This is a genomic window from Pandoraea cepalis, assembly GCF_902459665.1.
Classification (GTDB): domain Bacteria; phylum Pseudomonadota; class Gammaproteobacteria; order Burkholderiales; family Burkholderiaceae; genus Pandoraea; species Pandoraea cepalis.
On the sequence record NZ_CABPSL010000002.1, the window covers coordinates 317976 to 344877 of the forward strand.

Consider the following 26902-nt stretch of genomic DNA (forward strand, 5'->3'; position numbering starts at 1 on the left):
GGCACGTATGAGTATCAAACGCAAAGGCATCATTCTCGCTGGCGGCTCCGGCACGCGACTGTATCCGGCGACGCTCGCCGTCTCCAAGCAGTTGCTCCCGGTCTACGACAAGCCGATGATCTATTACCCGCTGACGACGCTGATGCTGGCGGGGATTCGTGACGTGCTGATCATCTCGACGCCGCAGGACACGCCGCGCTTCGAGCAACTGCTGGGCGATGGCAGTCAGTGGGGCCTGAACCTGCAATATGCCGTGCAACCGTCGCCGGACGGTCTGGCGCAGGCATTCCTGATTGGCGCGGACTTCATCGGTCGCGACCCATGCGCGCTGGTGCTTGGCGACAATTTGTTCTACGGGCACGATTTCGCGTCACTGCTCTCGGCAGCGAATACCCAGACGGATGGCGCCTCCGTGTTCGCCTACCGCGTGAACGATCCCGAGCGATACGGCGTGGTGACGTTCGATGAAAGCGGCAAAGCCATCGACCTCGTCGAGAAACCCAAGGCGCCGAAGTCGCGCTACGCCGTGACCGGTTTGTACTTTTGCGACAACGACGTCATCGAGATTGCTCGCTCGATCAAGCCGTCGGCGCGTGGTGAGCTGGAAATCACCGACGTCAACAACGAATACCTGCGTCGCGGCAAGCTCAACGTCCAGATCATGGGGCGGGGTTATGCATGGCTGGATACCGGCACGCACGAATCGATGCTCGAGGCGAGCACGTTCATCCAGACGATCGAAAGCCGTCAGGGCCTGAAGGTCGCATGCCCCGAAGAGATCGCATACCGTCGGGGCTGGATCGATGCCGCCGCCATCGAGGCACTCGCGCAACCGCTCGCCAAGACCGGTTACGGCCAATACTTGCTCTCGATGTTGCGCGAGCGGTTGTTCTGAGTCTGGCGCACAGCTCACTTTCGATTCTTAAAGGTATCTCGCTATGCAAGTGACTCCCACCGCCATTCCTGCCGTTCGCGTGATCGAACCGAAGGTCTTTGGCGACGCTCGCGGCCATTTCTTCGAGAGCTTCAACCAGCGCGGCTTCGACAACGCGCTCGGCGAGACGCTCACCTTCGTGCAGGACAACCAGTCGCGCTCGGTCCGTGGCGTACTGCGCGGCCTGCACTACCAGGTCAAGCAACCACAGGGCAAGCTCGTGCGCGTGCTGCACGGCGAAATTTACGACGTAGCGGTCGATATTCGTGAAGGCTCGCCGACCTTCGGCAAGTGGGTCGCGGAAGTGCTGAGCGCCGAAAACAAGAAGCAGCTATGGATCCCGGCAGGCTTCGCCCACGGTTTCGTGGTGACGTCGGAGACGGCCGAAGTGCTGTACAAGACCACGGATTACTGGGCCCCGCAGTTCGAGCGCTGCATTCGCTGGGACGACCCGACGCTTGCGATTCCCTGGCCGCTCGACGGCATCACGCCGATCGTCTCGGACAAGGATCGGCAGGGCATGCTGTTCTCGGAGTACCGGCAGGAAGACTGATGTTGCCTACGGAACACCGTTCCGTAGGGGTACCCTCGGCCGCTGCGGCCCGGTCGTCAATTGACGGCGGGACCGGCGGCCGTTGCTTTTGCGGACGGCGCTGCGCGGTTGGCGACGTCGGCCTCGCCCGGTGCGGCAGACGTGTCGCCCGTCACCCGCAGTACCCTCACGGCGCGCAGGCCAAAGCGCGCGGTGAGCGCATCGGCCACGCTCTGCGACGACGGTTCGATGCCGTCGTCGATGGGCACGCCCTCCGCGCCCGAACTTGCCGGTTCACGCAGCCCTTCGACAATCACGTCGGCTTCCAGCCCGTTGTTCAGATAGTGCAGTTTGACGTCGTGCAGCGCCAGCGCATTGGCGCGGCACAGCGCCTCTGCCGCGCCGACCACGACCGAGCGCGCAGGCCATTGCTGCAATGCGGTGCCCTTGGTGTCGCTCTCCGGATCGACGTGTACGAGTACATCGAGAATCTGCGGCTCCAGCATGACCGTCGCGCGCGCCTGTTCCGCGATGTAGTGTCCCTCCGAGACCGACAGACGCGCATCGACGAGGATGTGCACATCGACGACGATTTCATCGCCCATGCGCCGCGTGCGCAGCATGTCGACGGTGCGCACGCCGGGTGTCGCGAGTAGCCGTTCCCGAATGGTGACAGTCGTGGCGTCGTCCACGCCGCGATCGATGAGGTCCTGCAACGCGTTCCAGCCGAACTTCCACCCGGTGCGTCCGATCATCAGTCCCACGAGGGCGGCGGCCAGCGGGTCGAGAATGCGATAGCCCGCAAGGTTGCCCAGAATGCCGAACGCCACGACGAGCGACGAGAGCGCGTCGGAGCGCGCGTGCCACGCATTGGCCACGAGCATCGCCGAGCGCACGCGCTGCGCGGCGCGCAGCATATAGCGAAAGAGGCCTTCCTTGCTGACCAGCACCAGAACCGCAACGACCAGCGCGATCATGTGCACTTCCGGAATGTCTTCCGGATGCAGCAGCCGCTCGATGCCGCGCCAGAGCATTCCCGCCCCCACCACGAGCAGAATGACGCCGAGAAACAACGACGCCGCGTTTTCGTAGCGGCTATGACCGTAGGGGTGGTCGGCGTCCGGCGCACGGGCGCTACCCCTTGCGGCGGCCAGCACGACGAAGTCCGAGACGATGTCCGAGAGCGAGTGAATGCCGTCGGCAATCAATGCCTGCGAACGGGCGAAGATGCCGATGACGATCTGCGCCGTCGTGAGCACGATATTGACCCAGATGCTGACCCAGGTTGTCTTGCGCGCGACAGCGTGTTTGTCGAGCGCCTCGCTCGATGCCGCCAGATTGTCGTAGTTCGAGTAGGGCATGACGTCGGAACGTGCGAGCGTTGAGTGCGGTTACATCAAAATGATGTCGTACTGTTCCTGATGGAACGACGACTCCACCTGCAGCGAAATCGGCTTGCCGATGAAGTCGATCAGCATCGCGAGATGCTGAGACTCCTCTTCGAGGAACAGATCGACGACTTCCTGCGAGGCGATCAGGCGGAATTCGCGCGGATTGAACTGACGCGATTCGCGCAGAATCTCGCGCAGAATGTCGTAGCACAGCGTGCGCGGCGTCTTGACCTGTCCCTTGCCTTGACAGACGGCACACGGCTCGCACAGCACATGGGCGAGCGACTCGCGCGTGCGCTTGCGGGTCATTTCGACGAGTCCGAGCTGGGAGAAGCCGTTCACGGTAATGCGCGTCCGGTCGCGGGCGAGCGCCTTCTTCAGTTCGGCGAGCACCGAATCGCGATGCTCGGTGTTCTCCATGTCGATGAAGTCGATGATGATGATCCCGCCCAGATTGCGCAGCCGCAACTGGCGCGCGATCATCAAAGCCGCTTCGAGGTTCGTTTTGAAGATCGTGTCGTCGAAGTTGCGTGCGCCGACGTAGCCGCCGGTGTTCACGTCGATGGTCGTCATCGCCTCGGTCTGATCGATCATCAGATACCCGCCGGACTTCAGATCGACGCGACGCGACAACGCCCGCTCGATTTCCGTCTCGACGTTGTACAGGTCGAACAGCGGCCGCTCGCCGGTGTAATGCGTGAGCTTGCCGAGCACCGCCGGTGTATAAGTGGTCGCGAATTCGGCCAGCTTCTGGAACGTCTCGCGCGAGTCGACCAGGATTTTGCCCGTCTCCTCGTGCACGAAATCGCGCAGCACGCGCTGGGCAAGGTTCAGATCCTGATACAGCAGGGCAGGCGCAGGCACGCGCGTGCTCTGCTCGCCGATGGTTTGCCAGGACTTGCGCAGATAGGCGATGTCGTTCGCCAGTTCGGCGTCGGCCGCGTCTTCCGCGATGGTGCGCACGATGAAGCCGCCTTTCTCGTCGGCCGGCACGAGCGCCTGGATCTTGCTGCGCAGCGCCTCGCGCTCCGCTTCGCTCTCGATGCGCTGCGAAATGCCGATGTGGGGCTCCTGCGGTAGGTAGACGAGCGTGCGCCCGGCAATGCTGATCTGCGTCGACAGGCGCGCGCCCTTGGTGCCGATCGGATCCTTGATGACCTGCACCATCAGCGTCTGCCCCTCGAACACCGTTTTCTCGATAGGCGGCTGCGGATGCGGCGTGGAGGTGTCGTTGTTCGTACGCGGATGCCAGATATCGGCCACGTGCAGGAACGCCGCTCGCTCCAGCCCGATATCGATGAACGCCGATTGCATGCCTGGCAGCACGCGCACGACCTTGCCCAGATAGATGTTGCCGACCAGGCCGCGCGAGAGCGTGCGCTCGATGTGCAATTCCTGCACGGCACCGAGCTGCATGAGTGCCACACGGGTTTCCTGTGGCGTGATGTTGACCAGAATGTCTTCGTTCATAGAGTGTCGACCCGACTCAATAAGGCTTGGCAAATTCGGTAAGCGTCAGAAGTCGACGCCGGCCTGGCGCAACAGCGCGGCGGTCTCGCACAGCGGTAGCCCCATGATGCCGGAGTAGCTGCCATCGATGCGCAGCACGAATTCGGCAGCCTTGCCCTGAATACCGTATGCCCCGGCCTTGCCTCTCGGCTCGCCCGAGGCGACGTAACGCTCGATCTCTTCACGGCGCATCGGCCGGAACCAGACGTGCGAGATGTTCACTGCCTGATGGATCTGGCCGTCGGCGCAGACGGCGACGGCGGTCAGCACGCGATGGCGTGTGCCCGACAGACGCGCGAGTACGGCACAGGCGTCGGCGTCGTCGAAAGGCTTGCCGAGGATGGTGCCGTCCAGGCATACCGTCGTGTCGGCCGCCAGAATGGGGGCGCCAGGCAGGCCTGCGCGGGCGAGGCGCGTGAGCGCCGCTTCGGCCTTGGCACGCGTGACGCGCTGCACGTAGTCGTCCGGTGGCTCTCCCGGCAGCACGGCTTCGAGTGCTTCGGCGTCCTCGTGAGCGCCCGGCAGCAGCAGCTCGAAACGAACGCCGAGCTGTTGCAACAGTTCCTGGCGGCGGGGACTTTGCGACGCGAGATAGATGTACGGCATGGCGGCTTGGCTTGAATTCGTCCAGCCCGGCACACGGCTTCGCAACGACTGGCAAGCGCGTGCACCGGGCCGCGGGATGGGCTGGGCGAGGGGGAACGTCCTATTATGCCGCCTTGCGCTCACGCCCGCCAGCGCGCGCGGGGGGCAGACGGCGATGTCGACGGGAAAACGGGCGGATTGCCGCGGATTGCCGAGGACTCCGCGGGGCAAGCGTTCAAGCGTCGGCGAGGAAGTCGGCGCCGATCAGGTCGATGCGGTCGGTGCAGATGGCATCGACACCCCACGCCGCCAGTTCACGTGCACGGGCCGGATCGTTGACCGTGTAGACCAGCATTTGCAGGCCGGCCGCCTTGATCTGTGCGACCTGCGGGCCGTCGAGCGGCTGATGGCTCGCGTGCAGCGAGACGGTGCCGAGCTGGCGGGCGTCCTCGCGCCAATGCGCCGGAATGGCCTCGTACAGCATGCCGCGCGGCAGGTCGGGGACAGCGGCCGCCGCGGCTTCGAGCGCCTCGTACGAGAACGACGAGAGCAGCGGCGGCTGGGCCTGTCCGGCCCACAGCGCCTGCACGGCCTGGGCGACCCGCTTGCCCGTTTCCGCCTCGCGGCCCGGGCACGGTTTGATTTCGACATTCGCCGCCAGCCCCAGCGCAATACAGCGCTCGGCCACCTGGGCGAGGGTCGGCATCGCCTGACCCGCGAAGCGCTCGCCAAACCAACTGCCGGCATCGAGTTTTGCGATGTCGGCGTAGGTCATTTGCGCGGCAGCGCCGTGCCCGTTGCTGGTGCGATCGACCGTGTCGTCGTGCAGCAGGAAGACGGTGTTATCCGCCGAGAGCTTGGCATCGAACTCGACCATGCGCAGGCCGAGCGAGGCCCCCATCTCGAACGCGGCCAACGTGTTTTCCGGGGCCAGCTTACCGCCGCCACGGTGCGCGACGATGCGGGGATAGGGCCAGGCGGGCCACAAACGCGCCGGTGTCGAGGGGGCGGTCATGCTTCGACTCGCTTGCCGGTCGTCGGATCGAACAGGTGCAACGCCTTGGCCGAGATGGCCAGCGGCACCACCGTACCCGCCGCCGGCCGCATCTCGTGCGGCAGACGCACCGTGACGGGCTGCTCGCCCCAGCGGCCATGCGCCAGATTGTCGGCGCCGAGCAGTTCGAGCTGATCGACGAGGATGTTGGTCTGCGCGGCGAAGGCACCCAGGCCGTTGTGCTGCTCGGCGGGCACCAGATGTTCGGGGCGCACGCCGAGCACGAGTTCACGGTTGGCATACGCCATGCTCGTGGGCGGCAGACGCAGGGCCGGCCCGCCACCGTCGACCTCGAACGTACGGCCTTCCGAGTCTACGCGGCCCTTCAGCAGGTTCATGGCGGGCGAGCCCATGAAGCTCGCCACGAACAGCGATGCGGGGCGCTCGTACACATCCGTCGGGGTGCCGATCTGCTCGGCGTAGCCCTTGTTCATGACGATCACGCGATCCGCCAACGTCATCGCCTCGATTTGATCGTGGGTGACATACAGGCTGGTGGTCTTGAGGCGCGCGTGCAGCCGCTGGATTTCCAGACGCATCTGCACACGCAGCTTGGCATCGAGGTTCGAGAGCGGTTCGTCGAACAGGAATACCGCGGGCTCACGCACGATCGCGCGGCCCATGGCCACGCGCTGGCGCTGACCGCCCGAGAGTTCGCGCGGCTTGCGTGCGAGCAGGGGTTCCAGTTCCAGAATGCGTGCGGCGGCGAGCACGCGCTCGTCGATGATCTTCTTGTCGATGCCGCGGATCTTCAAGCCGTACGACATGTTCTGGCGCACATCCATGTGCGGATATAGCGCGTAGTTCTGGAACACCATCGCGATATTGCGATCCTTCGGCTCCAGTTCATTGACGACTTGCGAGCCGATCAGGATGCTGCCTTCGCTGACCGATTCGAGGCCGGCCACCATGCGCAGCAGCGTCGACTTGCCGCAGCCCGAGGGGCCGACGATGACCACGAATTCGCCGTCTTCGATGTCGATGTCGACACCGTGCAGGACATAGTTCTTCCGGTCGTAGGTTTTCTTGACGCGATGGAGTTTGAGATTTGCCATGATTACTTTTCCGAATCGACCAGACCGCGCACGAACCAACGCTGCATGAGCAGGACCACCGCGAGGGGCGGCAACATGGCGAGCAGCGTGGCGCTCATGACGAGTTGCCATTGGGTGGCGGTGTCGCCGCTGCCGATCATGCTCTTGATGCCGACCACGGCCGTCGTCATCGACGGGGCGTTGGTCACCAGAATCGGCCACAGGTACTGATTCCAGCCATAGATGAAGGTGATGACGAACAGCGCCGCGATGTTCGTTTTCGAGAGCGGCAATACCACGTCGACGAAGAAGCGCATCGGGCCGGCGCCGTCGATGCGCGCGGCTTCGACGAGTTCGTCGGGCAGCGTCATGAAGAACTGCCGGAACAGGAACGTGGCCGTGGCCGACGCGATAAGCGGCAGCGTCATGCCCGTGTAGGTGTTGATGAGGCCGAGGGTCGAGATCACCTGTACCGTTGGGAAGATCCGCACTTCGACCGGCAGCATCAGCGTGACGAAGATCAGCCAGAAGAACAGATTGCGCAACGGGAAACGGAAATACACGATGGCGAAGGCCGACAGGATCGACACCGAGATCTTGCCGATGGTGATGACCAGCGCCATGAACAGGCTGTTGCCGAGCATTAGCCCAAACGGCATGGCGGAATCGCCCGTGCCCTGATTCCACACGGTGGCAAGGTTCTGGAGCAGGTGCGTGCTCGGGATGAGCGACAACGGAACGTTGAAGATTTCGCGCTCGTTCATGGTGGCGGCGACGAACGCCACATAGAGCGGGAAGACGACCAACAGCACGCCGATGACCAGCATGACGTGGCAGAAGATATCCAGGCCGCGACGATTCTCGATCATGCGTATTGCACCTTGCGTTCAATGAAACGGAACTGCACGACCGTGAGCACGATGACGATGACCATCAGCACCACCGACTGGGCAGCCGAGCTGCCGAGGTCGAGCCCCTTGAAGCCTTCCGAGTAGATCTTGTAGATCAGCGTCATGGTCGACTGACCCGGCCCGCCGCCGGTCGCGGCATCGATCACCGGGAACGTGTCGAAGAACGAGTACACGAGGTTGACCACGAGCAGGAAGAACGTCGTCGGCGAAATCAGCGGCAACACCAGCCCGAAGAAGCGCCGGATCGGCCCGGCGCCGTCGATGGCCGCCGCTTCCACGAGCGAGCGCGGAATCGCCTGCAAACCCGCGTAGAAGAACAGGAAGTTGTAGCTGATCTGCTTCCAGATCGACGCGAGCACGACGAGGAACATCGCCTGGCCGCCATTGAGCGCGTGATTCCACTCGATGCCGAGCTTCGCCAGGCCGTAGGTGACAAGCCCGATGCTCGGATTGAACAGGAAGGCCCACAGTACGGCCGCGATGGCCGGTGCCACCGCGTACGGCCAGATGAGCAGCGTCTGGTAGGTGCGCTTGCCCCGCGTGACCCGGTCGGCCATGGCCGCGAGCAGCAACGAGATGACCAGTCCGCAGACCGTCACCAACCCGCTGAAGATCATCGTGGTGCGAAACGACGCGAGGTAGAGCGGGTCGCGCCATAGCGAAACGAAGTTGTCCAGGCCGACGAACTCACTGGACAGCCCAAAGGCGTCCTGCGCCGATGTCGATTGCCACAGGGCCTCGCCCGCGGGCCACAGGAAGAACACGACGGTAATGAGGAGCTGCGGGGCGACGAGCGCGTAGGGCAGCCAGCCGGTTCCGAAGCGAGGGCGTTCTCTGGAGTTATGCGCCATAACGTAATGAGCAGAAAAAACCAACCCGGCCCGTGTTGTCGACGGGCCGGGTGGTCATAGTAACGTCGCGACGGTAACGCCGCAATGCGCGCCGCGAACGCTATTCATTCGCCAATTTGCCGGCTTGGCGTGCGCGATCGTGCGTTTTGAGGACGGCTTAGCCGCCTTGTTTCTGGAAGCGACGGAGCAGCTCGTCGCCACGGGCGACGGCCTTGTCCAGCGCGGCTTTGGGCGTTTGCTTGCCGCTCCACACGCCTTCGAGTTCCTCGTCGACCACCGTGCGAATCTGCGGCATGTTGCCCAGGCGCAGACCCCGCGTGAACGGCAGAGGCGGCTTGTTGAGCATCTGCTTGATGGCCACGTCGGCGCCGGGGTTCTTCGCGTAGAAGCCTTGCTTCTCGGTCAGTTCATAGGCGGCCTTCGTCACCGGCAGGTAACCGGTATCCTGGTGCCACTTCGCCGCCACCGCGGGCGACGCGAGGTAGTTCAGGAACTTGGCCACGCCCTTGTACTCGGCGGACGATTTGCCAGCGAGCACCCACAGGCTGGCGCCCCCGATCATGGCATTCTGCGGTGCACCCTTCACGTTGGCATCGTACGGCATCATGCCCACGCCATAGCTGAACTTGGCGTACTTGGCGATGTTGGCGAGGGCGCCCGATGAGGTGATGGCAATGCCGCAGTCGCCGCTGTAGAACTTCGAGGTCACTTCATCCTTGCGGCCCACATACGTGAACGTGCCTTCCTTGGCCATGTCGGCCAGGAACTGGATGTGCTTGATCTGCTGCGGGCCGTTGAAGTTCAGCTTGGCGTCAAGACCGTCGAAGCCGTTGTTCTTCGTGGCGAACGGCAGGGCATGCCAGGCGCTGTAGTTTTCGAGTTGCGTCCAGCCCTGCCAGCCGGTGCTGAAACCGCACGACAGGCCGGCGGCCTTGAGCTTCTCGGCGTCGGTCTTCACGTCGGCCCAGGTCTTCGGCGGGGTATTCGGATCGAGGCCCGCCTTCTTGAAGGCGTCCTTGTTGTAATACAGCACCGGCGTCGAGCTGTTGAACGGCATCGACACGAGATGGTTGGTCTTGCTGTCCGCGTAGTAGCTCGCCACGGTCGGCACGAACGCCGCTTCGTCGAACGGCTCGCCGGCGTCCTTCATGACTTGCCACACCGGCTTGACCGCCTTCTTGGCTTGCATCATCGTGGCCGTACCCACTTCGTACACCTGAAGAATGGCCGGTGCGTTACCGGCGCGGAACGCGGCGATACCGGCGGCCAGTCCCTGCTCGTAGTTGCCCTTGTAGATCGGGACAATCTTGTAGTCGCTTTGCGACGCGTTGAAATCGTTGGCGATCTGATTGACGCGATCGCCGAGGGCCGATTCCATCGAGTGCCAGAACTGAATCTCGGTTGCGGCCAGGGCCGACGTGCTCATGCCGAACGCCATTGCAGCGCCAACGCCGGCCAAAACGATACTTCGCAGGGACGGTTGCTTCATGCCAATCTCCGGTGGTTCACGAGAAGTCTAGTTGTTGTTCGCGGTGCGAACCTTGCAGCGCGGGCTAGACTACCACGTCATTGTGTTTTTTCCACCCGCAGCGCACAACGCGTGTTGCATGGCGGCGTCTAAGGGGATTGACAATCGTCTGGGGATGCCGGGCAGCGAGGCGTTGCGCGCGATTTGGCGTGCGGCGCAACGCGGCGTTGCACTGCACAAGACGAATTGACTTATTTCCGACTTATTTCTGACTTGGTGTGTCGTCAGACGCGGTGATAGGGATGATTGGCATTGATGCTCCACGCGCGGTAGAGCTGCTCGGCGAGCAATACCCGCACCATACCGTGGGGCATCGTCAGGCTGGAGAGCCGGATGAGGGTGTCGGCGCGCGCCTTGAGGGCCGGGTCGAGGCCGTCTGCGCCGCCGATCACGAACGCCACGTCGCGCCCGTCTTGCTGCCAGCCGGTGAGCGATTGGGCCAGGCGCATCGTCGTGAGGTCCTGTCCGCGTTCGTCCAGGCACACGAGGCGGCAGCCACGCGGCAGGGCCGCATCGATGCGCTGCGCTTCGGCCGCCATCACCGTCTCGGCCGTGCGGGAGTTGGAGCGTTGCTCCGGTTTGATTTCCTTGAGTTCGATACGCAGCTCGGGCGGCATGCGTTTGGCGTACTCGGCGAAAGCGGTCTCGATCCAGCCGGGCATCTTGTGCCCGACCGCGAGTATGAACAGACGCATGTCGGCTGAGTTCCGCGCAGTGCCGGCTTACTTTGCGTTGCGGCGTGCGGGGGCCGGCGCGTCGACGGCGTCGTCCTCGTCGTCTTCGTGATCTTCCGCGCTGGCCTTGGCGCCGGCCTTGGTACCGGCCGCTTTCAGGCGCACGGGCTTCTCGCCCCAGATCTCTTCGAGGTTGTAGTACTGGCGCAGGGCCGGCTGCATGATGTGCACGATGACGTCGCCCGTGTCGACCAGCACCCATTCGCCGACGTCTTCGCCTTCCATGCTGACGATGTCGCCGCCGGCGGCCTTGACCTTGTCGCGCACGCTCGCGGCGAGCGCCTTGGTCTGGCGATTGGACGTGCCGCTCGCGATGATCACGCGCTCGAACAGGGCGGTGAGGTGCTCGGTGTTGAACACCTTGATGTCCTGGGCCTTGACGTCTTCGAGGGCGTCGACGATCAGGCGCTGAAGTTTACGAATATCCATAGTGCGTCTTTTTGGTAAAACAGGGAGCGCCGAGGCGGCGACCGGGTAAGGGCCAAGGGCCGTCAGGCGCGATACAGGTGTTGCGCGCGGATGTAATGCCACACGGATTCGGGCAGATTCGCCGGGGGCGTGGCCGCGTCTCGCGCGTGCGCCAGCGTGGCGCGCAACTCGGTGGCGGAGATGTCGACAGCTAGTGAGTTGTCGATCAGTATGCCGCCGCATGGCGTGGATTGTACCCCGAGCGCGGACTTTTCCCGTTCGGCGAAGACTTGGCGCAGTTCTGAGGAGGCGGTGGCCCAGCGGAAACCGGGTCGCGCGGCCGCGCAGACGTGCGCGTAGTCGAACAGCTCGCGCCAGGCGTGCCAGGTATCCAGGCGCACCAGTTGGTCGGAGCCGATAAGCAGCGAGAGCGAGACCTGCGGGCCCAGGTCACGGCGCATCTCGCGCAGCGTATCGACGGTGTAGCTCGGCCCGGCGCGCTCGATCTCGCGCGTGCTGACGCGCAACCGGGTGGACGGTTGCGTGCGCGCGAGCGCTGCGGCGAGTTGCTCCGCGGCGAGGCGTGTCATAGCCAGACGATGTTCGGCCGCGGTGCTGCCTTGCTTTTGCGGCTGCTGGCCGGCTGGCATCAGGATCAGTTCGTCGAGGGCGAGTGTGCGCGCGAACAGTGCGCCGAGCGCGAGGTGCCCGGTGTGAATCGGATCGAACGTGCCGCCGAGCACGCCGATGCGCCGGATCGGACTGGCGGGCGACGGATGCGTGGCGTCGTGCCCAGTAGCGGAGGAGACGGTCATTCGCGGCCGGCCTTCACACCCACTCGCGGCGCACGAGGAAGTCGGTATAGAGCTTCGCTTCCGGGGTGTCCGGCTCGGGTTTCCAGTCGTAGTGCCATTTCACGATCGGCGGCATCGACATCAGGATCGATTCGGTGCGCCCCCCCGATTGCAGGCCGAAATGGGTGCCACGGTCCCAGACCAGGTTGAATTCGACATAGCGGCCGCGCCGGTGAGCCTGGAAATCCCGTTCGCGCTCACCGTAGGGCATGCCGCGACGGCGCTCGACGATCGGGACATAAGCGTCGAGGAAGGCATCGCCCACACTTTGCATGACGGCGAAGCCCGTGTCGAAACCGCCGCCCGAGAAGTCGTCGAAGAAGATGCCGCCGATGCCGCGCGGCTCCTGGCGATGCTTCAGGTAGAAGTACTCGTCGCACCACGTCTTGAAACGCGGATACCACGCGGTGTCGAACGGATCGAGCGCGTCCTTGCAGGTCTGATGAAAGTGCCGGCAGTCCTCTTCGAACGGATAGTACGGCGTGAGATCCATACCGCCGCCGAACCAGAACGCGGGCAACTGGCCGGGAGCCGTGGCGATCAGAATGCGCACGTTGAAGTGCACAGTCGGGCAGTACGGATTGCGCGGATGCAGCACGAGCGAGACACCGAGGGCTTCGAAGCCACGCCCGGCCAGCTCCGGGCGGGAGGCGCTGGCCGAACCTGGCAGCTTGTCGCCAACCACATGAGAGAAGTTCACGCCGCCGCGCTCGAAGAAGTCGCCATCGTCGAGCACGCGGGTGCGGCCGTCGCCGCGCAGCGCGCTATCGGCCGGGCGTTGCCAGTCGTCGGCGAGGAAGCGTTTGCCGTCGAGGCGCCCGAGCGTCTCGACGATGCGGTCCTGAAGCCCGAGCAGATAAGTTCGCACTGCGCCCGTATCCGGCGCCGGTGCGGCGTCTTGCGCTGTCATTCTGTGACGTCCCGATGCGTGGTAATAACCGCGATTGTACCGGCAGCTACGCGGTCGGGGGCAGGCCGACGCGGCAAACGGTCGCGCCGAATGCCGCCCGAATGACCTGCATCAAGCGTTGGCGGTCACGGCGCTGGCGCGTTGGGCAGAGGACTGGCCGCTGGCGCGCCGCCCGCGGGCGCAATGGGCATGCCTTTGCCAAGGTCGCCCGGCGGCGGCATGAGGATCTGACGCGGCGCCGGCACCGGCCATTGAGCCATGCCACCCACCTCGGCGATGGCCCGGTTGGTGTCGAAATACACCTGCCAGTAATCGCGGTTGTGGCAGTACGGACGCACCGCGAGCACCGGCCCGGCGGGATTGAATTCGAGAATCACCACATCGATCGCGGGCGTGCTCATCACGTTCGGGATCTGCGCGATGCGTGCCTTCAGGCGCGCTATCGCGTCCTGCACATCGACCGTGTGGGCGAGCTGCGCCGTCAAGTCGACGCGGCGAAACGCGTTGGCGTCGTACACCGTGATGTTGTCGCCGAAGACCTTCGTGTTGCCGACGTACACCCGCAGATTGTCCGCCGTCGTGAGCGTGGTGACGAACAGGCCGATCTCGTCGACCACCCCGGTCACGCCGCCTGCGCTGATCATGTCGCCGGTCTTGAAGGGGCGCAGCACGATGAGAAAGATGCCGGAGGCGAAATTCGACAGAAGTCCGGACCACGCCGCGCCGATGGCGATGCCGGCGGCGGCGAGCAGCGCGGCGAACGAAGTCGTCTCGATGCCGCAGACACTGAGGATGGAAATGATCAGCGCAATGCGCAAGGCGATGCGCAGCGTCGATTCGGTGTAACGAACGAGGGTGGGATCGATGGCCCGGCGAGTCATGGCGCTGCGCACGAGCCGCGCCACCACATTGATGACGATACCGCCGACAATCCAGATGACGACGGCCATCACAATCTTCAGGCCGAACGGCATCAGATAATCGTTGACCAGCTTGTCGAGATCGAACATGTAAGTCTCCGTCGAGCGAGGGTCTGTCGGGAAAACGGTATGCATTCCGCCGGGGCTGGCCGGACGCGCGGTGGTGACGCACCCGCGCCGTGTCAGCGTGCCAACTTGCTCCGCGCTTGTCAATCGCGACGCCGTGACGGCATTCGCGGTCGTGGTGCCGCCAGAACGGCCGCTAAAACGGCCGCCAAAACGACAACGGCCCGGAGATGACATGACGTCTCCGGGCCGTAGCACAACGATTTGGCGCTTCAAGGTCTGCCTTCAAGCGTGGCCGACCTGACGCCCGTTGCCTGACTTCGGCGGGCTTACTCCGGTTTGCGCGCCAATGCGCGGTTGCCGATATCGTGGCGATACTGCATACCGTCGAAATTGATTTGATTGACGGTCTGGTACGCCACGCTCTGCGCGCCGCGCACGGTGTCGGACAAGCCAACCACGCACAGCACCCGCCCGCCCGTCACCGTCAGCACGTTGTTCTCGAGCTGGGTGCCCGCGTGGAACGTCACGCATTCGGCGGTCTCGGCCGGCACGTCGGAGATCCGGTCGCCCTTGCGCGGGGTGTCCGGATAGCCGTGCGCGGCGAGCACCACGCCCAGGGCATAACGGCGGTCCCAGTCGAGTTCGACCTTGTCGAGCGTGCCCGCAATCGCGTGCTCGACCACGACCGAAAAGTCGCCCTTCAGGCGCGCCATGATCGGCTGCGTTTCGGGGTCGCCCATGCGGCAGTTGAATTCGAGCGTCTTGACGTTGCCTTGTGCGTCGATCATCAGACCGGCGTACAGGAAGCCCGTGAAGCGGATGCCGTCGGTTTCCATGCCGCGCACGGTCGGCAGAATGATCTCGCGCATCACGCGCGCATGGATCTGCGGCGTGACGATCGGTGCGGGCGAATACGCGCCCATGCCGCCGGTATTGGGTCCCTGATCGTTATCGAGCAGGCGCTTGTGATCCTGCGACGTGGCGAGCGGCAGCACGTTCTTGCCGTCGACCATCACGATGAAGCTGGCTTCCTCGCCTTGCAGGAACTCCTCGATCACCACGCGGGCACCGGCGTCGCCGAGCTTGTTGTCCGCGAGCATCATGTCGACGGCGTGATGCGCTTCGTCGAGCGACATCGCCACGACCACGCCCTTGCCTGCGGCGAGGCCATCTGCCTTGATGACGATCGGCGCGCCCTTGGCGTTGATGTAGGCGTGGGCGCTGGCCGCGTCGGAGAACGTTTCGTAATCGGCGGTGGGAATGCCGTGGCGCTTCATGAACGCCTTGGCGAAGTCCTTCGACGATTCGAGCTGCGCCGCTTCCTTCGTCGGGCCGAAAATCTTCAGGCCACGCGCGCGGAAGATGTTGACGATACCGGCGGCGAGCGGCGTTTCGGGGCCGACCACGGTCAGCGCGATGCCTTCGCGCGCGGCGAACTCGGCGAGCACGTTCGGATCGCTGATCGGGACATTGCGCAGGCGCTCGTCGAGCGCCGTGCCGCCGTTACCCGGGGCGACATAAACCAACTGAATACGAGGCGATTGGGCAAGCTTCCACGCCAGCGCGTGTTCGCGGCCGCCCGAGCCGACAACCAGAATCTTCATCTTATTCCTCGATGACGGCGTTGGTGAATACTTCCTGCACGTCGTCGAGGTTTTCGAGCGCGTCGAGCAGCTTTTGCATCTTCACGGCGTCTTCGCCGGTGAAGACCACTTCAGTTTGCGGTTTCATCGTGACTTCCGCGACTTCGGCCTTCAGACCGGCCGCTTCAAGCTTGGCCTTCACGGCCTGGAAGTCGTTCGCCGGGCAGATGACTTCGAAGCTGCCGTCGTCGTTGGTGATCACGTCGTCGGCACCGGCGTCGAGCGCCACGTCCATCAGCTTGTCTTCCGGCGTCTCCGGCGCGAACAGGAACTGGCCGCAGTGGGTGAAGAGGAACGCCACCGAACCGTCGGTGCCCATGTTGCCGCCAAACTTGGAGAAGGCATGACGCACTTCGGCGACGGTGCGCACGCGATTGTCCGTCATGGTATCGACGATCACCGCGGCGCCGTTGATGCCATAGCCTTCGTAGCGGATTTCTTCGTAGTTGGCGCCGTCAAGACCGCCAACGCCGCGATCGATCGCGCGCTTGACGTTGTCCTTGGGCATGTTCGCGTCGGCAGCCTTTTCCACGGCCAGGCGCAGGCGCGGGTTGCTGTCGACGTCGCCGCCGCCCAGGCGTGCGGCCACCGTGATTTCCTTGATCAGGCGTGTCCAGACTTTACCGCGCTTGGCATCTGCCGCCGCTTTCTTGTGTTTGATGTTGGCCCATTTGGAATGACCCGCCATGAATTTCTCCGTCGTGCCGCGCTGTGCGGCGAAGTAGCCTCTGCCGGCCAGCGCAGTGCGGCGCGGCCAACCATTGAAACAGGCGCGCCCGCCACCACTGGGGTCGCGGGCGCGAATTGCCGAATCGCCTCGTTGGCGCCCATGGGTCGTGTCGACCCATCGGTCCCCCCGTCGTTTCGGGGCCAGGGCAGTCCGAGCGGCATCGTGCCGCTATAATCGGAGGCAATTTTATCATGCCGCCGCACCGTGCCACGGGTGTTTGCTGCGCCGTGTCACGAGCCACGCTGCGTCTACCGCCGAGGTCTCTCATGCCCCAGAAGCCCGTGCCGCCGCAAGCCTCGTCGCTTGCCGCTTCCTCAACGGCATCCCCGCCCGCCTCCACCGGGGCTGCGAGCCCTGCCGGCGACCCCGGCGAACGGCTTCTCATCGCACGCAACGACCAGCACGTTCTTGGCCTGCTGCCCGCCATGGGCAATCGTCACGGGTTGATTACCGGGGCCACCGGCACGGGCAAGACCGTCACGCTCCAGGTCATGGCACAGGCCTTCTCCGACATCGGCGTGCCCGTGTTCCTCGCTGACGTGAAAGGCGATCTGACGGGCATCGCGCAGCCCGGCGCCGAAACGCCCAAGCTCAAGGAGCGCATGGCCCAGTTCGGCTTCGAAACGCCCGACTGGCATGGCAGCCCCGCCACACTTTGGGATGTGTTCGGCGAGCAGGGCCACCCGGTGCGCGCAACGGTCTCCGATCTGGGTCCGCTGTTGCTCTCGCGGCTGCTGGGCTTGAACGAGACGCAGACCGGCGTGCTCAATCTCGTCTTCAAGATTGCCGACGACAACGGCCTTCTGCTGCTCGACAGCAAGGACCTGCGCGCGATGCTCCAGCACGTGGGCGAAAACGCCTCGACCTTCACCACGCAGTACGGCAACATCTCGGCCGCGTCGGTCGGCGCGATCCAGCGCGGGCTGCTCACGCTCGAGCAACAAGGCGCCGACAAGTTCTTCGGCGAACCGATGCTCGATATCGACGACTTCATGCAGACCGACGCGCAAGGGCGCGGCATCGTCAACATTCTCGCGGCGGACAAACTGCTGGCCGCGCCGCGCATCTACGCCACCTTCCTGCTGTGGCTGCTCGCCGAGCTATTCGAGCGTCTGCCGGAGGTGGGCGATCCCGACAAGCCCAAGATCGTGTTCTTCTTCGACGAGGCACATTTGTTGTTCAACGAGGCGCCGAAGCCGTTACTCGAGCGGATCGAGCAGATGGTGCGGTTGATTCGTTCGAAGGGCGTTGGCGTGTACTTCGTGACGCAGAATCCGGTCGACGTACCGGACACCGTGCTCGGTCAGTTGGGCAATCGCGTGCAGCATGCGCTGCGGGCGTATTCGCCGCGCGATCAAAAGGCGGTCAAGGTGGCGGCGCAGACAATGCGCGCCAATCCGTCGCTCGATATCGAAACGGTGATCGGCGAGCTGGGCGTGGGCGAAGCGCTGGTGTCGTTGCTCGACGAGAAGGGGCGTCCCGCCGTGACGGAGCGCGCGTACATCGCGCCGCCGGCCTCGCGCATCGGACCGATTACGCCGCAGGAGCGCGCAGCGCTCATCGCCGCGTCGCTCGTGGCCGGCGTGTACGAAAAAACGGTGGATCGCGAGTCGGCTTACGAAGCGCTGGTCGGGCGCACCCGGACGCGCCAGAGCGACGTGCCGCCCGCCTCAGGCGGCGGGGCGGTGCCGCAGGCGCCGGACGCGCCGCCGACCACCGGCGAAACGGCCGGCGGTAGCCTGCTCGACGCGGTCAGGGACTCGCTCGGCGGTTTGCTGGGCGGTGCGGGCGGCTCGCGGCGCAAGGACACGGTCGTCGAAGCGATGGTCAAGAGTACGGCGCGCACCATCGGCAGCCAGTTGGGCCGCGAAATCGTGCGCGGCGTGCTGGGCAGCATTCTCGGCGGCAGCAGGCGGCGATGACCGGGCTTGTCTGCCGCCGCGACAACACCCCCGTCCGACGATCGGTGGCGAGTGGCGTACGCCTTGCCACTGACGTATCGCCGGCACCGCCTCCCCTACATCGAACGCTCGTCCCCTCATGTCGCTGAAATCTTCGCTGGAACCGGTGCGTACCGGTGTCGCCCACGACCCGTTGTGGCTGCGCGCCGCGCCGCTGATTTTTTTGTTTCTCTGGTCGGTCGGCTTTACCGTCGCCAAGATCGGCCTGATCTATGCCGACCCGCTCACGTTCCTCGCGCTTCGCTACGGACTTGTGCTTGTTCTGCTCGCGCCGCTGGCGCTCGTCATGCGCCCGCCATTGCCGAAGACGGCGGCCGCCTGGGGCCATCTCGTCGTCATCGGTCTGCTCATTCAGGCGCTGTACTTCAGCATGACGTATCTGGCGCTACGCCTGGGCGTGTCGGCCGGCAGCGTGGCGCTGATTACCTCGCTGCAACCGATTCTCGTGGCGCTGGCCGTGCCGCACCTGGTGGGCGAGCGCGTGAGCGGGCTGAACTGGGTCGGACTGGTTCTGGGGCTGGCGGGGGCGGCACTGGTCATTGTGGCGCGCTCGGCGGTGGAGGCGACTTCCGCGCTGGGGCTGGTACTGACGTTCGTGGCGCTTGGCGCGATCACGTGCGGCACGCTCTACGAAAAGCGCTTCGGCGTGGGCCAGCACCCGGTTACGTCCAATCTGGTGCAATACGCCGTGGGCTTCGCGGCGACGCTGCCGCTCGCTGCATGGCTGGAGCCGATGCACATCGAATGGACGTGGCAGCTCGGCGCGGCGCTCGTCTACCTCGTGATCGGCAACTCGATCGTCGCGATATCGTTGCTGCTGGCGATGATCCGGCGTGGCGAGGCGTCGCGTGTATCGGCGCTGTTTTTCCTGGTGCCGCCGTCAGCGGCGCTTGCTGCGTGGCTCATGGTCGGGGAGCACATGCCGCCGCTCGCGTGGGGAGGGATGGGGCTGGCAGCCGTTGGCGTGGCGATGGCCACGCGGCGCCCGGGCCCGGGACGCCGGGGAGCGCGGTAGGGCGGGGAGGGTTGCCCCGGCACAGGCGGGCCGGGGCGTGAGAGCCGCCTGCGTCAGTTCTTGGTGCCGAACAGGCGGTCGCCCGCGTCGCCCAGACCCGGAATGATGTAGGCGTGATCGTCCAGACGCTCGTCGAGCGACGCGACATACAGCTTCACGTCCGGATGCGCGTCATGCAGCACCTTCACCCCTTCGGGCGCGGCCACCAGGGCGAGAAACGCGATGTTTTCCGAAGCCACGCCGCGCTTGCGCAGCACGTCCACGGCGTGCACGGCCGAATAGCCGGTCGCCACCATGGGGTCGCACAGGATGAAGCGGCGCTCGGCGATATCCGGCAGGCGCACGAGATATTCGACCGGACGATGCTGCTCGTCGCGATACACGCCAATGTGACCGACGCGTGCCGACGGCACCAGATCGAGCAGGCCGTCGCTCATGCCCACGCCGGCGCGCAGCACCGGCACGATCGCGAGTTTCTTGCCCGCGATGACGGGCGCGTCCATGGCGACCATCGGCGTGTCGATGCGCTCGGTCGTGAGCGGCAGGTCGCGCGTGATCTCGTAGCCCATGAGCAAGGTGATCTCGCGCAGCAGGCCGCGAAACGTGCGCGTCGACGTTTCCTTGTCGCGCATGTGCGAGAGCTTGTGCTGGATCAGCGGGTGATCGCAGATAAAGAGATTCGGGAAGCGGGGATCTTGTTTCATGGCTGGCAATCTGGGGCAGGGCCGGTGTGGCCCGCATGGCCGCGATTTTAGCCGATGCAGGCGCCGTCGGTCCGGGTTTCGCTGTCGGCCCGTGCCGATTGCCCAAGCGATTGCCCCCACAAAGCGGCGCGCGCACGATTCCCTTAGAATCGCTGCAAGACGGCGGTGTCACCGCCGTTGTCCAACGTGTCACTTGTCTTGAAGGCTGAACATGGATCTGGGAATCAAGGGGCGCACCGCGCTGGTCTGCGGCGCGAGCAAGGGGCTGGGGCGCGCGTGCGCGCAGGCCCTGGCCGAAGCGGGCGTGAATGTCGTGATCGTCGCGCGCACGGCGCAGACGCTCAACGCGGCGGCCGACGAGATTCGCGCGGCCACGGGCGTGAGCGTGACCGCCGTGGCCTGCGACATCACCACGCCAGAGGGGCGCGCGCAGGCGCTCGCGGCGTGCGGGCAACTCGACATTCTCGTGACCAACGCGGGTGGCCCGCCGCCGGGTGACTTCCGCGACTGGCAACGCGACGACTGGATTCGCGCGCTCGACGCGAACATGCTCACCCCCATCGAACTGATCAAGGCGTGCGTGGACGACATGATGGCACGCGGCTTCGGCCGCATCGTGAACATTACGTCGTCGGCCGTGAAGGCGCCCATCGACATTCTCGGGTTGTCCAATGGCGCCCGCTCCGGTCTGACCGGGTTTGTCGCAGGACTGGCGCGCACGACCGTTGGGCACAACGTGACCATCAACAATCTGCTGCCGGGCGCTTTCGATACCGACCGCCTCGCGGCCACCCTGCAGGCATCGGCGACCAAGAGCGGACAGACGGTCGAAGAAGTCCGCACCAAGCGGGCTGCCGCGATTCCGGCGCGCCGTTTCGGGCAGCCCGACGAGTTCGGCGCGACCTGCGCGTTTCTCTGCAGCGCGCAGGCGGGCTACATTACCGGACAGAACGTGCTGATCGACGGTGGCGCGTACCCGGGCACGTTTTAACCTTTTTGAGATCGCTTCAATGACTGTATCGACGGTACCCAACGTCCGGATTGCGCTCATCGCGCACGACAAGAAAAAAGACGACATTCTGGCGGTGGCGCACGACTACGTCGACGTGCTGCGCCAGTGCAAGCTCGTGGCAACGGGCACGACGGGCGGACGCATCGCCACCGAGCTTGGCCTGGACGTCGAGCGCATGCTCTCCGGTCCGCACGGCGGCGACCTCCAGATTGGCGCGCAACTGGCCGAGGGGCGTGTCGACATGGTGCTGTTCCTGCGCGACCCGATGACGCCGCAACCGCACGAACCGGATATCAACGCCCTCGTGCGGGCGTGCGACGTACACAACGTGCCGTGTGCGACCAACAGCGCCACGGCGCGCATGCTGCTCGAGCAGTTGATCGTGCGTCTGGCCGCGCAGCCGGTGGCGTGACGCCGAGAACCGACAGTTCACAACACACTTCACACGAGTGAGAGGAGCGAGGATGACCAAGGCAATTCGCATCGAACAGAATGGCGGCCCGGAAGTGATGAAGTATGTCGACGTCGAAGTGGGCGACCCTGGGCCGGGCGAGGCGCGTGTGCGCCACAACGCCGTCGGGCTGAACTACATCGACGTGTATTTCCGCACCGGCCTGTACCCGCAGCCGCTGCCGGCCGGTCTGGGCATGGAAGCGGCCGGCGTGGTCGAGGCCGTGGGCGAAGGCGTGACACTCGTCAAGGCGGGCGACCGCGTCGCCTATGCCAGCCGTCCTTGCGGCGCCTACTCGCAGGCCCGCGTGATGCCGGTGGCCTCGCTCGTGCGTCTACCGGACAGCATCAGCGACGATCAGGCCGCCGCGATGATGCTGCAGGGTATGACCGCGCAGTACCTGTTGCGTCGCACCTACCCGGTCAAGGCGGGCGACACGATCCTCATCCATGCGGCCGCTGGCGGCGTGGGGCTCATCGTCTGCCAGTGGGCCAAGGCCTTGGGTGCGACGGTGATCGGCACGGTCGGCTCCGACGAGAAGGCGGCGCTCGCGCGCCAGCATGGCTGCGACCATCCGATCGTCTATACGCGTGAGAATTTCGTCGAACGGGTGAAGGAGATCACGAGTGGCGAAGGTGTGCCGGTCGTCTACGATTCCATCGGCAAGGACACGTTCATCGGCTCGCTCGACTGCCTGCGGCCGCTGGGCATGATGGTGAACTTCGGGAGCGCGTCGGGGCCCGTCGCGCAGATCAACACGGCCGACCTTGTGTCGCGCGGCTCGCTGTTCTTCACGCGACCGACGCTCTTCAGCTACACGGCCAAGCGGGCCGACCTGGAAGCCACGGCCAACGACCTGTTCGATGTCGTGGCCAAGGGGGCGGTCAAGATCGAGGTCAATCAGCGTTACGCATTGGCCGACGTGGCCCAGGCCCATCGCGATCTCGAGGCGCGCAAAACCACCGGGTCGACGTTGCTCATGCCCTGAGTGGGGGCGAATGACGCTAACGCCAGCAGGCATCAATGCGATGTGCTCCCGGACGCCGGACGCTGGTCCAACGTTCGGGGAGACTCGGCCAAGGTCCGTTGCTCATGGCCGACGGCGTCGTCAACGACCCGACTTAGGCTCGCTGCCTGAAGCGGTGGGCGCCGTGGGCGCGCGCATCCTCGCGCACCTCCTCGGGCAAACGGTTGATGAGCCAATGCACGACCAGCCCGATCACCACGACATCGTCGAGCAGGCCGAAGACGGGCACAAAGTCCGGAATCAGATCGAATGGACTGACTAAATAGACGGCGAGCAGCGCCAGCGCGGGCAGCAACCAGCGCGGGCGGCGCGGATCGCGAGCCGCGTGCCAGAGAACCCGGAAATCGTGGCGCGCAACTTGCCACAGACGCAGAAAACGCTTCACTTGCAGGCTCCTGAACGAATATCGCCGCCGAATGTGGCAGGTGTCTTCATTGTATTGATGGAAACGTCGCTCATTGATTCTTTAAGTTGTCGCATCGCGCGTTATCTCTCTGCCGTGCTGCATCGCCCGTAGCGTGTGGGCTCATACGCACGATGCGTGATATTGTGCTTCGACCCCGCCGAGGCGGGGTGGTTTCATCGTACATCGAGTCCTGTCCGGTGCCTGGGTGCCGGATCTGGCGGTCGATCGGCTTTCCCGGTTGCGGCAGGATCAGGCCGGCGGGATAATTTGCCAGCCGCAGTGGTCCATTCATTTTTCCCCCTTCGCGGACGCCATCCAAACGCCACCATGACTGACGCTCAAGATCCGAAATCGCCGCAGCCGTCGCCGCCGTCGAATAAGCCAGAGTCCGATACGAGCAAGAGCGCAACGCCACCGCAGACGCCGCCGTCCACCGACGCCGGTACGTCGCCAACGCCGGCCTCGCAGGGCGCGTCCGAGTATGTGGAGCCGCCGACAACGGCGACGTCTCATGCGACAGCGAAACCCGTTGCGGGCACGGCCGAGGCTTCGGGCAACATGCCAGCGAACCCCGACACGCTCACGCGTCCGGCGCCCGCGCCCGAGGCGCCGCCAGGGGCTCCTGCCTCGGCGACGAGCCCCTCAGTTCAGGCGTCCGCAGCCGAAGTGGCCGCCGACCGTAATCCGATTGGCACGCCGGCGCCAAAGCCGAGCGAAGCGACCAGCGTACCCAGCAGCGTCGGTGGCACGGGCAGTGAGACGGCGACCGGCAGTGCCGGCAGCGACGAGCCGCCGCATCAGCCGACATTCGGCCCCGGTGCCGCGCGTCCTGGCAGCCCTGCCTCGATGGGCACCCAGCCGTCGTACCTGCAGGCGGGCGATTCGCCGTGGTCGGTGCTGCGTCGTATCACGTCGGCACGATTTCGCGCGTGGTACGACCGCGCGGGGCAGCGCATCACGCAGCGCACCCTGAAGATCGGCATTTCAGCGCGCATCTTTCATCCGGAGCCGGGGTCGAAGGGGCTGCGCAGCAAGACGCTTCAGTACCTCGAAGAGTCGATTGCGCACTGGGTGATGTCGCGCGATGTGCTGGTGTTCATGATTCCCACGGTCGACACGCAGGGGCTGCTGCACCCGAGCCATATCCGTCTGCACGATTACGCGAAGCATCTCGACGGGCTGGTGTTGCAGGGCGGGGCGGACGTCTCGCCGCACAGCTATTCGGAAGTGGCGACGCGCCACGAATGGCAAGGCGATCGCATGCGCGACATGTACGAACTCGAATTGCTGCATGAGTTCGTGGAGCAGGGCAAGCCGATTCTCGGTGTATGTCGCGGCTGCCAGCTCATCAACGTGGCATTTGGGGGCACGTTGCACCAGGACATCGCGACGGATCTGCCCGACGCGATCCCACACGTGACCGATACCTACGAACACAACCGTCACACGCTGACGTTCCCCGAGGGGTCATCGCTCGCGCAGATGCTGGGGCCGGTCGACGTGCCGATCGTCAACTCGATCCATCACCAGTCGGTGAGAACGCTTGGGCGCGACCTGAGTGTGGAGGCGGTGTGCTCGGAAGATGGGGTGGTGGAAGCCATTCGCTATCGCAAGGCGCCGTTCGTGATGGGCCTGCAATGGCACCCGGAATTTCACCGGGCGGGTGGGCCGGAGTATCTCGATTGCACACCGGTGCTCGACAACTTCCTGCGCGCCGCGCGCGAAACGCGGTTCTGATTGGGCTTCTGATCGCACCGCGATCGACGCAATGAAAAATGGGCAGCCGCGAGGCTGCCCATTTTCATGTCAGGCGCACCGGCATCATGCCGCCGGTGTGCGCGCCGCGTCGATTAGAAGCGGTGACGGATGCCCGTGCCCACAACGGTTTGCGAGCTGGTCGACGACATACCGCCGGCAGCGCCGACACCGGCTTGGAGGCCCGTGCCTTCGTTGTCGGAGATGTGCTGGTACGAACCGGTCAGGTACACATCGGTACGCTTCGACAGACGGTAGTCGGCTTGCAGCGTCACGGTGTGGAACTTCGGCTTCTTGTCCGTCGAATCTTGCTTGGCCATCGTGTACGTGTACGCGGCGGACAGCGAGACTGCCGGGGTCAGCATGTAGCGACCGTTGACTTCGAAGTTGTCGAACTTCAGACCGTCGTTGCCGAAGGCAACTGCGGTGCTGTTGAAGTTCAGGCCGGTCAGGCCTTGGAGTTGCGTGTGGGTGTACACCAGGCCGACGGTTGCCGGGCCGAAGGCGTAGTTACCACCGATACCCCAGACGCGTTGCTTCGAGGCGCTGAACACCGAGTCGCCGCCAGTCGACGTGTCGACTGCGCCGCTGGTGTTGTTGGCGCCCGTGTTGCCTTGGCGTTCCAGGTAGGCAGCGGCCACGGTCAGCGGGCCGTTCGCGTAGTTCACGCCGGCGCTGAAGGCGCGGTTGTTGGCGAAATCGCCAGCCTTGTTCGAGAAGCCATACAGGCCGCCGAAGGTCAGGCCGTTGTAGTTGGCGCTCGAGTACTTGACCGAGTTGTTCACACGGAACGAGTTGTTCGTGTTGTCGTTATCGTACGGGTGCGCTGCGATCGTGCCGCCGAACGACGAACCGTTCAGGGTCAGCGGTGCCAGGTAGTCAACCAGCGAGTCGTATTGACGACCGATCGTCACCGAGCCGAACTTGTCGTTCTGCAGGCCAACGAAAGCCTGACGACCGAACATGCGGCCGTTTTGGCCCGAGGTGCCGTTGTTGATCGAGAAGCCGTTTTCCAGCACGAAGATGGCCTTGTTACCGCCACCCAGATCTTCCGCGCCCTTCAGGCCCCAACGGCTGCCGTTGATCAGGCCGCTCGTTGCGCGGAAGTTCTTCGAACCCGAAGCCGTCGAGGTCGTCGAGTTGCTGGTGTAAGCGACGCCAGCGTCGATCAAGCCATACAGGGTGACGCTGCTTTGCGCTTGGGCGCTCGCGGAGAACGCGCCGACAACGGCAGCGGCAAGAAGAGTTTTTTTCATGGTTTAAGCTCCAGTAACGTGACACGAATCGCAGAATTCGCGTGTAAACAGAACGCGGCGAAACAGAACATGTCGAGGTGACGGTTTGTCATTCGCGGACCCGATCAAGTATCGGCACTGCTCTGTTGACAGGGGGCAGTGTATGAGTGAGCGACACCCGCGCCTATTTCAGAATCCGCAAGAATCTATTTCAGATACGGGAAGAATCTGCCGAATGTGCCGAAAAGCGTTGTCCAATAAGGGATTGGCTTGAATAAGCCTAGGCGATAAATGACCACGCAAGCGACGTGTGTTGCGCTTGGGACACAGTGCAGAGGGCAAGCGGCATCGCTCGGGAAGCATTGCCAGCACTGGATCTACACGCGACATGGGGCAAGGCGTTAAGTTCCGGCGACACGTGATCTCCGCGATGGCGATCATTGACCCACGTCACGCGCCGAACGAAATAATGCCTTCGATGAAGGTACCTTCCGTTGCACGATCGGTGAGGTTTTGTGGTGGCTATAGGGAGAGGCGTAGGGGCGCGGTGCGGGCAGACGTCATGATCGCGTCATTGCGCGTACTGAAGCACACGCGATGAGGAAAATCCGAGATGCCGACAGGCGTGAACAATTGACTCGCGCCAAAAAGTCCTTTGTTGATAGCGTTTTACGGACTATTGCGAGTCGCCGAATAATGCATTGCGCCGAATGATGAGAATGATTCGGGAGGCCAGACC

Annotated in this window: 26 protein-coding genes; 8 read left to right on the forward strand and 18 right to left on the reverse strand. The window is 64.4% G+C overall.

Translation table 11 applies throughout. The annotated features are described in order from the left end of the window. The first annotated feature begins 7 nt into the window (after positions 1 to 7). Positions 8 to 895: a glucose-1-phosphate thymidylyltransferase RfbA gene (gene rfbA / locus PCE31106_RS05830; protein ID WP_150562675.1), complete on the forward strand. Its 888-nt coding sequence runs from the start codon at positions 8 to 10 to the stop codon at positions 893 to 895. 43 nt (positions 896 to 938) lie between these two features. Continuing rightward, entirely contained in the window at positions 939 to 1487 is a 549-nt protein-coding gene (gene rfbC, locus PCE31106_RS05835; RefSeq protein WP_150562676.1) for a dTDP-4-dehydrorhamnose 3,5-epimerase, read from the forward strand. A 56-nt stretch (positions 1488 to 1543) separates the two neighbouring features. On the opposite strand, the gene PCE31106_RS05840 is transcribed toward rfbC, so the two are convergent. From PCE31106_RS05840 to PCE31106_RS05910, 15 genes are all read right to left on the reverse strand, one after another. Next, the gene (locus PCE31106_RS05840) at positions 1544 to 2827 is read right to left on the reverse strand and encodes a cation diffusion facilitator family transporter (RefSeq protein ID WP_150562677.1); all 1284 of its coding nucleotides are present in this window, start codon (positions 2825 to 2827) and stop codon (positions 1544 to 1546) included. A gap of 30 nt (positions 2828 to 2857) precedes the next feature. Then, positions 2858 to 4327, reverse strand: a complete 1470-nt coding sequence (rng, locus tag PCE31106_RS05845) for a ribonuclease G (RefSeq protein WP_017232858.1) — start codon at positions 4325 to 4327, stop codon at positions 2858 to 2860. A gap of 45 nt (positions 4328 to 4372) precedes the next feature. Next, positions 4373 to 4972 carry a Maf family protein gene (locus PCE31106_RS05850; protein WP_017232859.1) on the reverse strand — a complete coding sequence of 200 codons (600 nt, stop codon included), beginning with the start codon at positions 4970 to 4972 and terminating at the stop codon, positions 4373 to 4375. A gap of 214 nt (positions 4973 to 5186) precedes the next feature. Beyond that, complete coding sequence (gene ugpQ / locus PCE31106_RS05855; protein ID WP_150562678.1) at positions 5187 to 5966, reverse strand: glycerophosphodiester phosphodiesterase; 780 nt, start codon at positions 5964 to 5966, stop codon at positions 5187 to 5189. Further along, a complete protein-coding gene (locus PCE31106_RS05860) occupies positions 5963 to 7060 on the reverse strand; it encodes a sn-glycerol-3-phosphate import ATP-binding protein UgpC (RefSeq protein WP_150562679.1) in 1098 nt (365 codons plus the stop codon). Before PCE31106_RS05860 ends, ugpQ begins: the two co-directional genes overlap by 4 nt. Before the next feature lie 2 nt (positions 7061 to 7062). Then, on the reverse strand, positions 7063 to 7908 hold the full coding sequence (gene ugpE, locus PCE31106_RS05865; RefSeq protein ID WP_017232862.1) for a sn-glycerol-3-phosphate ABC transporter permease UgpE: 846 nt from the start codon (positions 7906 to 7908) through the stop codon (positions 7063 to 7065). Continuing rightward, a complete protein-coding gene (ugpA, locus tag PCE31106_RS05870; protein ID WP_017232863.1) occupies positions 7905 to 8801 on the reverse strand; it encodes a sn-glycerol-3-phosphate ABC transporter permease UgpA in 897 nt (298 codons plus the stop codon). The genes ugpE and ugpA overlap by 4 nt, the downstream gene beginning before the upstream one ends. A 157-nt stretch (positions 8802 to 8958) precedes the next feature. After that, a complete protein-coding gene (gene ugpB / locus PCE31106_RS05875; RefSeq protein WP_017232864.1) occupies positions 8959 to 10290 on the reverse strand; it encodes a sn-glycerol-3-phosphate ABC transporter substrate-binding protein UgpB in 1332 nt (443 codons plus the stop codon). A gap of 263 nt (positions 10291 to 10553) precedes the next feature. Continuing rightward, entirely contained in the window at positions 10554 to 11024 is a 471-nt protein-coding gene (rlmH, locus tag PCE31106_RS05880; protein ID WP_017232866.1) for a 23S rRNA (pseudouridine(1915)-N(3))-methyltransferase RlmH, read from the reverse strand. A gap of 27 nt (positions 11025 to 11051) precedes the next feature. After that, entirely contained in the window at positions 11052 to 11492 is a 441-nt protein-coding gene (gene rsfS / locus PCE31106_RS05885; RefSeq protein ID WP_150562680.1) for a ribosome silencing factor, read from the reverse strand. 62 nt (positions 11493 to 11554) lie between these two features. Then, entirely contained in the window at positions 11555 to 12286 is a 732-nt protein-coding gene (locus tag PCE31106_RS05890; RefSeq protein WP_017232868.1) for a nicotinate-nucleotide adenylyltransferase, read from the reverse strand. A 13-nt stretch (positions 12287 to 12299) separates the two neighbouring features. After that, on the reverse strand, positions 12300 to 13235 hold the full coding sequence (gene hemF / locus PCE31106_RS05895) for an oxygen-dependent coproporphyrinogen oxidase (RefSeq protein WP_017232869.1): 936 nt from the start codon (positions 13233 to 13235) through the stop codon (positions 12300 to 12302). A gap of 125 nt (positions 13236 to 13360) precedes the next feature. Then, positions 13361 to 14245, reverse strand: coding sequence for a mechanosensitive ion channel family protein (locus PCE31106_RS05900; RefSeq protein ID WP_150562681.1), 885 nt, complete (start codon positions 14243 to 14245; stop codon positions 13361 to 13363). Positions 14246 to 14550: 305 nt separating this feature from the next. Next, positions 14551 to 15828: a phosphoribosylamine--glycine ligase gene (purD, locus tag PCE31106_RS05905; protein ID WP_150562682.1), complete on the reverse strand. Its 1278-nt coding sequence runs from the start codon at positions 15826 to 15828 to the stop codon at positions 14551 to 14553. A 1-nt stretch (position 15829) separates the two neighbouring features. Further along, positions 15830 to 16555: a YebC/PmpR family DNA-binding transcriptional regulator gene (locus PCE31106_RS05910; protein WP_017232872.1), complete on the reverse strand. Its 726-nt coding sequence runs from the start codon at positions 16553 to 16555 to the stop codon at positions 15830 to 15832. A 467-nt stretch (positions 16556 to 17022) separates the two neighbouring features. Here PCE31106_RS05910 and PCE31106_RS05915 point away from each other — a divergent pair, with 467 nt between their 5' ends. Further along, positions 17023 to 18519 carry a helicase HerA-like domain-containing protein gene (locus tag PCE31106_RS05915; RefSeq protein ID WP_254440933.1) on the forward strand — a complete coding sequence of 499 codons (1497 nt, stop codon included), beginning with the start codon at positions 17023 to 17025 and terminating at the stop codon, positions 18517 to 18519. 118 nt (positions 18520 to 18637) lie between these two features. Then, positions 18638 to 19573 carry a DMT family transporter gene (locus PCE31106_RS05920; protein ID WP_150562684.1) on the forward strand — a complete coding sequence of 312 codons (936 nt, stop codon included), beginning with the start codon at positions 18638 to 18640 and terminating at the stop codon, positions 19571 to 19573. Between the two features lie 53 nt (positions 19574 to 19626). Here PCE31106_RS05920 and upp read toward each other — a convergent pair whose 3' ends face one another. Then, positions 19627 to 20277, reverse strand: coding sequence for a uracil phosphoribosyltransferase (gene upp / locus PCE31106_RS05925; protein WP_150552556.1), 651 nt, complete (start codon positions 20275 to 20277; stop codon positions 19627 to 19629). Between the two features lie 211 nt (positions 20278 to 20488). Here upp and PCE31106_RS05930 point away from each other — a divergent pair, with 211 nt between their 5' ends. Genes PCE31106_RS05930 through PCE31106_RS05940 form a run of 3 tightly spaced genes read left to right on the forward strand, consistent with a single transcriptional unit; the run spans position 20489 to position 22728 of the window. Then, positions 20489 to 21268 (forward strand): SDR family oxidoreductase, encoded by a 780-nt coding sequence (locus PCE31106_RS05930; protein WP_150562685.1) that lies wholly within the window; start codon positions 20489 to 20491, stop codon positions 21266 to 21268. A 19-nt stretch (positions 21269 to 21287) separates the two neighbouring features. After that, complete coding sequence (locus PCE31106_RS05935; RefSeq protein ID WP_150562686.1) at positions 21288 to 21701, forward strand: methylglyoxal synthase; 414 nt, start codon at positions 21288 to 21290, stop codon at positions 21699 to 21701. Between the two features lie 52 nt (positions 21702 to 21753). Further along, positions 21754 to 22728, forward strand: coding sequence for a quinone oxidoreductase family protein (locus PCE31106_RS05940; protein WP_150562687.1), 975 nt, complete (start codon positions 21754 to 21756; stop codon positions 22726 to 22728). Between the two features lie 133 nt (positions 22729 to 22861). Here the strand turns inward: PCE31106_RS05940 and PCE31106_RS05945 are convergent, their stop codons facing one another. Then, entirely contained in the window at positions 22862 to 23152 is a 291-nt protein-coding gene (locus tag PCE31106_RS05945; RefSeq protein WP_150562688.1) for a YkvA family protein, read from the reverse strand. A gap of 348 nt (positions 23153 to 23500) precedes the next feature. On the opposite strand from PCE31106_RS05945, the gene PCE31106_RS05950 reads away from it, so the two are divergent. After that, positions 23501 to 24910: a gamma-glutamyl-gamma-aminobutyrate hydrolase family protein gene (locus PCE31106_RS05950; RefSeq protein WP_150562689.1), complete on the forward strand. Its 1410-nt coding sequence runs from the start codon at positions 23501 to 23503 to the stop codon at positions 24908 to 24910. Between the two features lie 113 nt (positions 24911 to 25023). Here PCE31106_RS05950 and PCE31106_RS05955 read toward each other — a convergent pair whose 3' ends face one another. After that, a complete protein-coding gene (locus PCE31106_RS05955; RefSeq protein ID WP_017233951.1) occupies positions 25024 to 26184 on the reverse strand; it encodes a porin in 1161 nt (386 codons plus the stop codon). Positions 26185 to 26902 lie beyond the last annotated feature (718 nt).